The organism is Nostoc sp., assembly GCF_036917555.1.
Classification (GTDB): Bacteria; Cyanobacteriota; Cyanobacteriia; order Cyanobacteriales; family Nostocaceae; genus Nostoc.
In genome coordinates this window covers 138,166-150,905 of the sequence record NZ_JBALDD010000015.1, presented here as the reverse complement: position 1 = coordinate 150,905, position 12,740 = coordinate 138,166, and the positions used below count along the sequence as shown (strand labels likewise).

6 protein-coding genes are annotated in these 12,740 nt (G+C 40.7%); all 6 read left to right on the top strand.

Annotated elements, in window-relative coordinates:
- Nucleotides 1-52: 52 nt before the first annotated feature.
- The 6 genes from V7K60_RS05790 (at nt 53) to V7K60_RS05770 (ending at nt 12,661) form a co-directional block, all read left to right on the top strand.
- Nucleotides 53-4,687, top strand: coding sequence for a type I polyketide synthase (locus tag V7K60_RS05790; RefSeq protein ID WP_334923696.1), 4,635 nt, complete (start codon nt 53-55; stop codon nt 4,685-4,687).
- A 45-nt stretch (nt 4,688-4,732) separates the two neighbouring features.
- On the top strand, nt 4,733-8,950 hold the full coding sequence (locus V7K60_RS05785) for an amino acid adenylation domain-containing protein (RefSeq protein ID WP_334923694.1): 4,218 nt from the start codon (nt 4,733-4,735) through the stop codon (nt 8,948-8,950).
- A gap of 27 nt (nt 8,951-8,977) precedes the next feature.
- On the top strand, nt 8,978-10,234 hold the full coding sequence (locus V7K60_RS05780) for a glycosyltransferase family 4 protein (RefSeq protein ID WP_334923692.1): 1,257 nt from the start codon (nt 8,978-8,980) through the stop codon (nt 10,232-10,234).
- Nucleotides 10,235-10,273: 39 nt separating this feature from the next.
- A complete protein-coding gene (locus V7K60_RS35115) occupies nt 10,274-10,486 on the top strand; it encodes a thioesterase domain-containing protein (protein ID WP_442944343.1) in 213 nt (70 codons plus the stop codon).
- Nucleotides 10,476-11,438 (top strand): glycosyltransferase family 9 protein, encoded by a 963-nt coding sequence (locus tag V7K60_RS05775; protein ID WP_334923690.1) that lies wholly within the window; start codon nt 10,476-10,478, stop codon nt 11,436-11,438. The genes V7K60_RS35115 and V7K60_RS05775 overlap by 11 nt, the downstream gene beginning before the upstream one ends.
- Nucleotides 11,439-11,518: 80 nt before the next feature.
- The gene (locus V7K60_RS05770; RefSeq protein ID WP_334923688.1) at nt 11,519-12,661 is read left to right on the top strand and encodes a glycosyltransferase family 9 protein; all 1,143 of its coding nucleotides are present in this window, start codon (nt 11,519-11,521) and stop codon (nt 12,659-12,661) included.
- Nucleotides 12,662-12,740: the final 79 nt, after the last annotated feature.

Genomic DNA, 12,740 nt, shown 5'->3' with positions numbered 1-12,740 from the left:
GGATTTCATCAATTCAAGATTTCAATTTTTTTTTAATAATTTAAGAGTAGAGATGATAAATTTTTTTACAGATGAAATTTCAGAATCAGATATCGCCATTATTGCCATGTCTGGGCGTTTCCCAGGTGCGAAAAATATAGATGCATTTTGGGAAAATTTGCGAGATGGTATCGAAACTATTTCTTGGTTATCTGAGCAAGAATTGCTGATGAATGGAGTTCAGCCAGAACTGTTGCAAAACCCTAACTATGTTAGGGCTAGTGCTATACTTGATGACATTGAGTTATTTGATGCTAATTTCTTTGGCATTAATCCGAAAGAGGCTGAGATACTTGATCCGCAACAACGCCTTTTTTTGGAATGTGCTTGGGAAACTGTAGAACAAGCTGGTTATAACCCTCAAACTTACACTGGGTCAATCGGAGTTTATGCTGGACTGATTGAAAGCCGTTATCTAATCAAAAATCTTTACCCCAATCAGGAACTCAACCAGTCAGTTAGTACTTATCAATTATCGCTGGCAAATGAAAAAGATTTTTTGCCGACTAGGGTAGCCTATAAACTAAATCTTACCGGGCCCGCAGTCAATATTCAAACGGCTTGTTCAACTTCGTTGGTTGCAGTTCACATGGCTTGCCAAAGTTTGGTGAATGGCGAGTGTGACATGGCTTTAGCTGGTGGTGTTGCGATCGCCGTTCCCCAGAAGATGGGTTATTTATATCAAGAGGAGATGATTGCGTCCCCTGACGGTCACTGTCGCGCTTTTGATGCCAAAGCACAAGGAACTTTTCGGGGCAATGGTGTGGGTATTGTCATGCTGAAGCGAGCAAAAGATGCGATCGCTGACAGAGATTATATTCATGCCATCATTAAAGGTTCCGCTATTAATAACGATGGCACGAATAAGATCGGGTTTACAGCTCCTAGTGTTAAAGGTCAAGCAGATGTCATTGCTGAGGCACAGGCGATCGCTGGTATAGATGTGGAAACCATCACCTATGTGGAAACTCATGGTACAGGTACAACCTTGGGCGATCCCATTGAAATCGCTGCTTTAACTCAAGCTTTTCGCCAAAATAGCCAGCGAAAAGGTTTTTGTGCAATCGGTTCCCTGAAAACAAACATGGGACATCTAGATACCGCAGCTGGTGTTGCAGGTTTAATCAAGACAGTTTTGGCGCTGAAGCATCAACAAATCCCTCCAAGTTTAAACTTTGAGACTCCCAATCCGAAAATTGATTTTGCCAACACTCCCTTCTATGTCAACACTCAGTTGTCTGAATGGAAAACCGATGGAATTAAGCGACGGGCTGGAGTTAGTTCTTTTGGCATTGGCGGAACAAACGCCCATGTTGTGCTGGAAGAAGCCCCTATTTTAGAAAGCAGTTTAGAGCAAACAAGACCAGTACAGTTATTAGTCTTATCTGCAAAAACGAGTTCTGCCCTAGAAGCAGCAACCAACAATCTCTCAGTCCATCTGAAGCAACATCCTGAATTAAATTTAGCTGATGTGGCGTATACCCTAAGTGTCGGTCGTCAAGCTTTTGAACATCGGCGGATTTTGGTGCGTTCCGAATCAGAACAGATTTTTACAGGTCAGGCAAAATCTTCGCCCCCTTCAGTTATTTTCATGTTTTCTGGTCAAGGTTCCCAATATGTGAATATGGCACGGGAAATCTATGAAACTGAAACCATTTTTCGTGAACAAGTTGATTACTGTGCAGAATTACTCCAACCAGAATTAGGGCTGAATTTATGTGATATCCTTTACCCTACTCCTGAACAAACAAAAGCAGCCACAGAGCAACTCCTACAAACAGCGATCGCCCAACCAGCCATCTTTACTATTGAATACGCCCTAGCAAAACTCTGGGAATCCTGGGGAGTCAGTCCTCAAGGTTTCATTGGTCACAGTATTGGTGAATACGTCGCCGCCTGTTTAGCCGGGGTTTTCTCCCTTAAAGATGCCTTATCTCTGGTAGCCATACGTGGACATATGATGCAGCAACTACCCCCTGGAGCGATGCTGTCTGTGCCTCTATCTGCGACAGAAATTGAACCTTTCTTGGGCAGAGAGCTTTGTTTAGCTGCTATTAACGAACCATCCCGTTGTGTAGTTTCCGGTACTAAGTCAGCAATTGCTGCCTTAGAAAATCAGTTGCTATCTCAAGGAATTGAATCTCGTTACTTGCACACTTCCCATGCGTTCCATTCTCAGATGATGGAACCGATTTTGGAATTGTTTGCTAAAGCTGTGCAAAAAGTCACTTTAAATGTGCCATGCATCCCCTACATTTCTAACCTCACAGGTACATGGATTACAGCAGAGCAGGCAACTAACCCTGACTATTGGAGTCAACATTTACGCTCTCCCGTGCAATTTTCCCGTGGGATTGATTTATTGTTGAAATCTGACCACCTGCTGCTAGAAGTGGGGCCGGGAAGGACATTAAGCACCTTTACCAAACGGCATTTCAGTACAGCAGTATCCCAAGTTGTGCTAACATCTCTGCGTCATCCTCAAGAAGTCCGCTCAGATATGGATTTCTTGTTAACTACTTTAGGGCAACTGTGGTTAACGGGAATTGAGATAGATTGGTTTGGTTTTTACGCAAACCAAAACCGCCATCGCTTGCCATTGCCAACCTATCCTTTCGAGCGTCAGCGTTATTGGATTGAGGCGATCGCAAACAATCAAAAGCATTTGCAGCCAATAACAACTATTCAGACACTTGATAAATCCTTGTCGGCAAAAAAAACAGATATTGCTGACTGGTTTTATATTCCATCTTGGAAACGTTCTATTTTGCCTCTATCAACAAAACAGGTAACAGAATGTTGGTTGTTTTTTGCTGATGAATCCGGTTTTGGAGAACAACTGGCTAACAGGCTTGCAGAAACTGGGCAAAAAGTGATAATTGTCAAGCCTGGAAAATCCTTTTTTAAAAAAGATGATGGAATTTATACCCTTAATCCTCAACAGCGCGATGACTATGATCGCCTTTTAACTGAACTTCAAGCTTTACAACTCACTCCTAAGCAACTGGTTCATTGTTGGAGTGTTAGAGAAACGGCTGTTACTGAACATCCTTTATGGTTAGAAGAAGCACAAGATTTAGGTTTTTATAGTCTGCTATATCTTGCTCAAGCATTGGGGCAAATAAACTTTACCAACGATTGCAAACTTACGGTTATTTCCAACAATATGTGGGAAATCGCCTCGGAAGGATGGTTATCTCCAGAAAAAGCTACCCTGATGGGGCCGATTAACGTTATTCCCCAGGAATACCCAAATATTATCTGTCGTAGTCTTGACATTGTACTACCGCCTGCACGAGGGCAAAAAGCTAAACTCCTCGATCAACTGTTAAAAGAATTACAGGCTGAGTCAGAAGATCGGGTGATTGCTTATCGGGGAAATTATCGTTGGGTACGTAGCTTTGAATCTGTTCGTTTGGAAACGCCCCAAGCAAGCACATTACCTTTAAAAACAGGCGGTGTCTATTTAATTACTGGTGGTATGGGTGGTATTGGCTTGTCCCTAGCTGAATACTTAGCCAAAACAGTACAAGCAAAACTAATTCTGATTGCACGTTCTGAGTTTCCGGCCCGTTCTGAGTGGGAACAATGGCTGTTAACTTACGATGAGCAGAATGCTACCAGCCGAAAAATTCAAAAAATCCAAGAAATGGAGGCATTGGGGGCTGAGGTTTTAGTAATTACTGCTGATGTGGCGAATCACGAACAGATGCATAAGGCGATCGCAAATTCCTTAACCCACTTTGGTGATATTCATGGTGTTATCCATGCTGCTGGTGTTCCGGCTGGGGGAATAATTCAACTTAAAGATCGGTCGATGACAGAAGAGATTTTTGCACCGAAAATCAAAGGTACTCTTGTTTTAGATCAAGTCCTCCAGGATATCAAGTTAGATTGGCTGATTCTGTGTTCATCACTCAACTCTGTTCAAGCAGTATTTGGACAAGTAGATTATTGTGCTGCTAATGCTTTTCTAGATGCCTTTGCTCACTATAAAACTAACCAAGGCACAAACACAATTGCCATTAACTGGGATGCTTGGCAGGAAGTGGGTATGGCAGCTGAAGCAGTGTCCCATACAGATGATACCTCTGCTGCTGGTTCCACCACAAATGGCTTGAAGAACTTGTTACAAGGCAATGTGCAAAAATGGTTGTTACCCAGCGAAGGAGTTAATGTTTTTAGCCGAATTCTTGGTTATGGGCTGACTCAAGTGTTAGTTTCAACTGTCAATTTAGAAACATCAATTAAGCCGGAAAATAAATTTTCTCAAACAGTTGCTTTTCAAAATGATGCTATATCAGAAAACACCAATGCGAACGCTTATCCACGTCCTCAACTCAGCAATCCTTATGTTGCACCTCGTAATCCTTTAGAAGAAGCGATCGCTCAAGTATGGCAGCAATTTTTAGGTATTGCAGCAGTTGGTGTAGGCGATCGCTTCCTAGATTTGGGTGGAGATTCCTTACTAGGAACACAAATTATTGCCCAACTCAGGGAACGTCTAGCAGTCAAATTGTCTTTGGCTAGTTTATTTGAAACTCCAACAGTAGCAGAGATGGCTGCTAGCTTAGTTAATAAGGTTGGTATAGATAAACACTTGATGGAGATTTTAGAGTCTAGCGATCGCGAGGAATTCATCTTATAAATCCTAATTTCTGACTCTTAACCTTCGACCCTCGAATTATTACCAATGAAAAGTACCCAAGAATTTTTAACACACCTTAAACGTTTAGATATTTATATTTCTTTAGCAGATGGACATCTGCATTGTAATGCTCCCAAGGGAGCGCTGACACCAGAAATCAAAACAGAATTAGCTAACTACAAAGCAGATATTGTTGCTTGGTTGCAGCAAAATCAAATCCAACCGCTTCGTCCGGTTAAGCGAACAGAAAATCTACCTTTATCCTCTGCTCAAGCTAGACTCTGGTTTCTAGAACAACTTGATACAGGTAACACCACCTATAGTTTACCCAATCCTTATCAATTAACTGGTGACTTAAATATTACAGCCTTAGAGCAAGCAATTACTGAACTATTGCGACGACACGAAGTTCTTAGAACTAACTTGCAAGCGGTGAATGGTTCACCAGTCCAGATTATTCACTCTCCCCAAAAAGTAACACTACCAATTATTAACTTAGAAGACTTAACTGCTGATGAACAAGCTATTGAAGTTAAGTTTCTTAGCGAGAAAGATGCTAGTAAACCATTTGACTTAGCACACGATTCTTTGTTACGTCTCACCTTAGTACGTCTGAATGCCCAAACTCATGTACTCTTACTAAATATGCATCACATTATTTTTGATGCCTGGTCTATGGGGATCTTAATGCAAGAGTTATCTGTGCTATATGGTGCTTATTTGCAAAAACTGCCATCTCCAATACCCGAATTACCACTCCAATATATTGACTTTGCAGTCTGGGAAAGCCAGTGGCTTAAGAGTGAAAGATTTGAAGAAGAACTGAACTATTGGCGGCAAAAGTTAGCAGGAATTATACCAGAACTAGCTTTGCCTATAACGCAATCGCATCATTCCCAAAACTTCCAAGACTGCTATTATGTTTTTGAAATTAACCCTAACTTAACTAAGCCCTTGGAGGAACTGAGCCGCACTGAAGGTGTTACCCCTTTTATGCTGCTATTCGCTGCTTTTGCTACTTTACTATATCGCTACAGTAATCAAGAAGATATTGCTATTGGTTTTCCAATTGCCAATCGTCAATACAAAGAAACTCATTCATTAATTGGCTTTTTTGTCAATCTCTTAGTACTGAGAGTCAAATTAGCAGAAAATACTACATTTAGGGAAATTTTAAATCAGGTACGCCGCACTATTCTAGAGGCTTATGAACACCAGGATACACCTTTTGAAAAGGTAGTAAAAGCTTTACACCCAGAGCGAAATCTTAACCACAGTCCTCTGTTCCAAGTGATGTTTGATTGGCTACATGCAAGCTCCAATGAATGGAAACTACCTGGATTACAGATGAAATCGCTTGCTCCACCAAGGCCAATGGGGAAATTTGATTTATCTTTAACCATAACAGAGACTGACACAGGTTTAAAAGGGATGTGGTCATACAACGGGGCTATGTTTGCGACCGAGGCGATATCCCAAATGACAGAACATTATCAGGTGTTATTGGCGGGTATTGTGACTAATGTTCAACAGTCTATCAATGAATTGCCGTTGCTGACAGCAAAAGAACAGCAGTTACTCACTACCTGGAATGCTACTCAAACTGATTATCCCCACACTAAATGTATCCATCACTTGTGGGAAGAACAAGTAGAAAAAACGCCAAATGCTATAGCTGTACAATTCCAAAATCAACAAATTACCTATAGAGATTTGAACGAAAAGGCGAATTTGTTGGCACACTACTTACAAAATGCAGGGGTAGAACCAAGAACACTGGTGGGTATCTGTGTTGAACGTTCCATTGAGATGATAATTGGCATTTTGGGAATTCTCAAAGCTGGTGGTGCTTATGTTCCTTTAAATCCACAATTACCCACAGAACGGGTGGCTTACATCTTGCAAGATACGCAAGTACCTATACTCCTGACTCAACAAAAGTTATTGGCTCAATTACTAGATGTTTTGAGTCATGGCAAACAGAGGGAGAATTCCTTAGACAGGATACAAGTCCTTTGTTTAGATAGAGACTGGGGTTTGATCGCGAATCAAAATCAGCAAAATCCGGTGAGTGCAGTGTCTACTCATGATTTAGCTTATGTTATTTATACCTCTGGTTCTACAGGTCAACCAAAAGGAACTGCGATCGCTCATCAGTCTTTAGTTAACTTTACATCACAAGCCATCAAGGAATATGGCATTCATCAGCAAGACCGGATTTTGCAGTTTGCTTCTATTAGTTTTGATACTGCTGCTGAAGAAATCTATCCCTGTCTAACTACTGGTGCAACTTTAGTATTGCGGACAGAGGATTTGTTAAGCTCTAGTCATCAATTTTGGCAATGTTGTCAAGATTGGCAATTGACAGTGTTAGACTTGCCAACAGCTTACTGGCATTACTTAACTGCTGACTTGCAAGCATCTGATGGCAGAATTCCCTCATGTTTGCGATTAGTAATTATTGGTGGAGAGCAAGCACTAGCAGAAAATTTTAAAAGATGGCAGATGAGTTTAAAAGGCTCAAAAAACCCACCTAAATTAGTCAATACCTATGGGCCTACAGAAGCCACCATTGTGACTACCATCTATCCTTTCCCAGACTCCACACTAGCAGAAACAGCAGACTGGGAAGTCCCGATTGGGCGACCGATTGGGAATACTCAAGTTTATGTCCTAGATAAATATCTGCAACCTGTTCCGATTGGTATTCCTGGGGAATTGCATATTGCTGGTATCTCTTTGGCTAAAGGTTACCTTAACCGTCCTGATTTAACCCGAGAAAAATTTATCCCCAATCCTTTCTCAAATAACACCCAAGATGCCAAACTTTACAAAACTGGAGACTTGGTACGCTATCGATTAGATGGAAATTTAGAATTTATCGGTCGGATTGACAAACAGGTAAAAATTCGCGGTTTCCGAATTGAATTAGGAGAAATTGAAGCTGCGATCGCTCAACATCCCTTAATCCGCATGACGGCTGTTACTCTTCAAGAAGATCAGCCAGGAGACAAGCGCCTCGTAGCTTATGTTACTGCTGATGAAAATTTTTCAACTAGCGGTATGAGTGAATTTCTTCGCCAAAAGCTACCAAACTATATGATACCGACAACATGGGTTAAACTAGATTCTTTACCTCTAACTTCTAACGGAAAAATAGATTATCGCGCTCTCCCTAAACCAACAAAAAATATTAGTCAGGATAACGGTTTCGTCGCTCCCCGTAACGAACTAGAACGACAAATAGCACAAATTTGGGCAGAAGTGCTAGATGTGCCAGTGGTCGGGATTAAAAACAATTTTTTTGAACTAGGTGGTCATTCCCTTTTAGCCTTCGCTTTGATGAATAAAATTCAACAAAAATTCGGCAAAAATTTACCACTAAGTAGTATTTTTCAAAGCGCAACTGTTGAGCAATTTGCAGAAATTCTTAATCAAAAAACTGATTCTCACTTTTGGTCTGTCCTTGTCAAAATTCAGCCTCAAGGTACTAAATCTCCTTTGTTTTTAATCCATCCAGGTGGTGCTAGTCTCTTGGCTTATGAAGATTTAATTAGTTGTATGGATGATGGGCGTCCGCTTTTTGGGCTGGATGCAAGGGGTTTTGAGGAGGGACAAACGCCTCAAGAAACGGTAGAGGAGATGGCGGTGCAGTATCTAGAAGCTATACGGGAGGTTCAGCCGGAGGGCCCTTATTTGTTCATGGGTTGGTGTTTTGGTGGATTGGTGGCTTTTGAGATGGCTCAATTGTTGCGATCGCAAAATCAAAAAACTGCCTTCTTGGGATTGATAGACACTTACATTCGTTCAGGACAAGTACCTCTAGATGATGTAGATTTATTATTTGGGTTATTCTCTGAGTTATTTGGAGTGGAATTTCCAACAGAAAAGCTCCGACAAATGGAGATAAATGAGCGAATCACTTACACTTTTGAGCAAGCAAAACAAGCAAACCGTCTTCCTCGCAATTTTGGGTTGGATAGGATAAAGCGTCTTTTTGAAGTTGGCAAAAGCCATGACCAAGCTTCAGTAAAATATTTTCCTCAACCCTACCCAGGTGCAGTTACTCTGATTCGGGCTAGTGAGGATACTTCTGCTACTTTGAATAATCCAACTTTAGGTTGGGAAATGCAAGCAGATAAAGTAAATTTGCACTGGGTAGGCGGGGATCATTTGTCAATGTTTCATCATCCCCATGTACAGAAACTTGCAAAAAAACTAGAGTTTTGCATTGAGCAGGTTGAAATATTGAAAACTTTTTAATAATTAAGTCACTGGAAACAATGTAAAATGAATTCTCTCAATATACTTCATATTAATAACTGCTTTGGCATAGGTGGTGCATTTATTGCTGCCTACAATCTGCATCAAGGTTTATCCAGAGCCGATATTCAATCTTTCTTTGCCTATAAAGATGAGATTGAGGGAGTGTTTCGGGAAAAAGCTAAGGATTTGAAAAATACGGTAGAGATTGTCCAAAAAAACAATCAGTTTATCGATTTAGCAAACTCAATTACAACACGAGTTGGCTTGAATTTCGTTGCCAATCCCTCAATTGCTACTCTTAAACATCAAGCCTGTTATCAGAATGCTTCTTTACTTAACTTTCACACAATTCATGATGATTATTTTTCCTATCTCATGCTTCCCTCATTGACAAGAGATAAACCTGGCGTCTGTACACTACATGATATGTGGAGTTTCACGGGACACTGTGCCTACAGTTACGACTGTTCAAAATGGCAAACTGGTTGTGGAAAATGTCCTTATCCGAATGCGTTACCTGCGATTGAACGAGATGCCACATTTCTAGAGTGGAAGTTAAAGAATTGGGCATATCAACACTCCAACTTAACGATTGTGGCTCCTAGTCGCTGGGTGGCTGAATGCGCTAAACAGAGTATGCTCAACTGTTTCCCCATTCATCACATTCCCTACGGAATTGATATAGTAGCCTATCAACCACTCGATCAACAGCAGTGTCAATCTGAACTGGGAATTCCCCAGCATAAAAAAGTTCTTATATTTGGAGCGCAAGACTTGACCAATCGGCGTAAAGGTAGCGATCTATTGCTAAAAGCCCTTTCTCGCATACCTAAATCACTCAAAGCTGAAATCGTGTTGCTGACTTTTGGGGATCAAGCGAAGGCAATCTCAAATATTGTAGAAATAGAAGTACTGCATCTTGGCTATATCAGCAGCGATCGCTTGAAAGCGGTTGCTTATTCTGCCGCCGATTTATTTTTATTTCCAACCCGTGCTGATAACTCACCTCTAGTCCTTCTGGAAAGCATGGCTTGTGCTACACCAATGGTTTGTTTCAATGTTGGTGGTGTTGCAGATTTAGTCCGTCCTGGTATCACTGGCTATTTAGCAAAACCTGAAGATACTGATGATTTCTGTAATGGGATTGTCCAACTATTAGAAGACGTTAATTTACGCGATCGGATGAGTCAAAATTGCCGCAAGGTTGCGGTTGAAGAGTACTCGTTAGAAGTACAAGCCCAACGATACATTCAATTGTACCAGCAAATTCTTAACCTATAGGTGTAGAAGTAACCAAACTAGCACTTCATCATATTAACTTTGTTGGGTAAACTCATTTTTATACTTATTCTCTTTTTTTTTCTCTGCAAGCTAATTAAAAATTTCTACAGTCCTTATTTGTTCATAGGTTGGTGTTTTGGTGGATTGGTAGCTTTTGAAATGGCTCAACTGTTACGATCGCAAAATCAAAAAACTGCCTTCTTACTAAAAATTAAACACCCTAAATACAGAATAACCAAATATGTTCAATAACAGCGGCACAAGTCAATCTACCTTCTATCCACGATTTAGAGATTCAAAACCATTAGTTGCATCAAAATATTATACTGAAAAATATAACTGTGACTTGGCAATACCTAGTTATATCGGAATAGGAAGTTGTGTATGTTATACACCATTAGTTGAAGCCTTATCTTTAAACAAAGGGCGACTAATAAAATTATTGACTGCTCCTTTAAACTACAATGAAAAGGCTCAAGAAAAAGGCTACTCAATCTGGGAGAACAACCCATATATTGAAAAAATTATCAATGCCGATGAGATAGACCAGAACATCATGGTAGAACTGACCATCGAGTCAGATAATTTTTGTCAAAGCCGTCATATCATAGAAAATATCTGTTTTGCTCATGGATTGTGTCCTCGTCAATTAAGGGGTTCTTTATTTTTATCTTACGCAGAAATGCAATGGGGATTAAAGACCCTTGCTCACCTGAAACGTCCCGTTGTTTGTATCTGTCCCTATGGGACTTCATCGAGTACTGAAGACTCACCTTGGCACTTAGATAACTGGCTAGAATTAGTCGATTACTTGAAAAATCAAGTAAGTTTTTTACATATTGGCAATAATGACTTTGAGCAAAAGACGTTTTCTATCTTTACACCAAAAACAACTATTAGACAAGCAATGGCTCTGATTTGGGCAAGCGATTTATATGTAGGATTTGATACTGGGCCTTCTCATATTGCCACTGCATTTGCGAAACCAACACTGGTCTTATGGGATGCTGTGAGAAAAGCTTCTTTAGAAGAAGAGAAACAAGAAGGATTTAGTATTGCCCATCTGCGTCGATGGTCTTATCCTCAAAATCAGAATTTAGTTATTGTTGGTGAGAAAAATAAGGAAGTCCTTGAAGACTGTCTGGAATTCATTCTTAAACAACTCAACTCCTTTAATCGACCCAGTAAACTAATCACAAATTGATAAAACTAAGAGAATATTTGGAAAGTTGTTGTCAAGCATCATCTAAAAATAACTTGAAAAATTTGTAAGAAATCCGTAATATGCAAGTCTTTGTCGATCAATCCTTACGCCCTCATCCCCATCTTGCCGTATTCGGCTCCAGCAAAGTTGGCAATTATGTAGTAACTACCCCCTTGCTGCGAGGTTTGAAAGAAAAATATCCAGATTGCACGTTGGATTTTTTTGGCAGTGACGTAACCCAAGACTTTGAACTCTATTGTCCCTACATTGATTGGCGCTTTTCTCTGTATAGCGATCGCGACGATATCTTAGCGCAGTTAGCGCAAGTAGTGCATCAACGGCAACAAGTTGCAGGCTCTTACGATTTAGCGATTAATTGTGATGAATTCAGCCCCATCAACCTAGTGATGACAACTGCCCTACGTCCACTGTATGTCACAGGAGCGGCCCTGACACAAGACTTTCAGAAAAAGCTTGATGGAGGTGAAAATGCGAATTCAATTCAACGTCTGCTCCAGGATCGAGATTGGAATAGTTCTGAATTGATCGAACGGCATCAAGGCGTGATTCAGAGCAACTACATTGGGGAAATCTTCTGTCGTTTAGCCTATGTTGAAACCGACTTTTTCAAGCTAGAACTGCCCAGTCATCAACCTAATTTTCCTGTACCCGATGTACTAATTCATGTAACAGCTACCCGACCTGCTAAACTCTGGCCGATTCACGCTTGGCAGCAAGTAATTCATTGGTGTATGGTACAAGGACTAAGTGTCGGTTTAGTAGGCAGTGCGCCGAAGATACAGAAAACGCTGTACAATGCAGGTTCTATAGAAGACGAGTTGTTACAAACTACTGCTTTGATTGATCTTAGAGGTCAGACATCTCTATTAGAATTGGCAGGCGCATTTCTTGAAACCAAAGCTTTCATCTCAGTGGATGCAGGACCACTGCATATTGCAGCTGCGGTGGGATGCCATACAATTGCTCTTTTCGGTAATGATGTTGACGGCGATGGAGCCAGTCCAATACATTTATGGAAACCAAGACAACCTCACGTACATATAGCGTTTTCAACTTTCAAATGTACCTTGTGTCAAGAGCATAGTTTTAGCAATAAGTCCTGTCTCGTGCCAGACCACCCTTGCATGAGCCATCTGTCTTCTCAACAAGTTATAAATTATCTCCAAAGCCTGCTAAAGAAAGTTTGTCAAAAAATGGTGTGAAATTGCTTACCATTCGCGTAATCGAGAATGGGTTTGATGAAATAGGTTGTATTGCAAAAATCGCTGCCTAAGCAAGTGT

Coding starts and splice junctions, on each gene's coding strand:
- V7K60_RS05790 (WP_334923696.1), top strand. CDS start 53: ATGATAAATTTTTTTACAGATGAAATTTCAGAATCAGATATCGCCATT.
- V7K60_RS05785 (WP_334923694.1), top strand. CDS start 4,733: ATGAAAAGTACCCAAGAATTTTTAACACACCTTAAACGTTTAGATATT.
- V7K60_RS05780 (WP_334923692.1), top strand. CDS start 8,978: ATGAATTCTCTCAATATACTTCATATTAATAACTGCTTTGGCATAGGT.
- V7K60_RS05775 (WP_334923690.1), top strand. CDS start 10,476: ATGTTCAATAACAGCGGCACAAGTCAATCTACCTTCTATCCACGATTT.
- V7K60_RS05770 (WP_334923688.1), top strand. CDS start 11,519: ATGCAAGTCTTTGTCGATCAATCCTTACGCCCTCATCCCCATCTTGCC.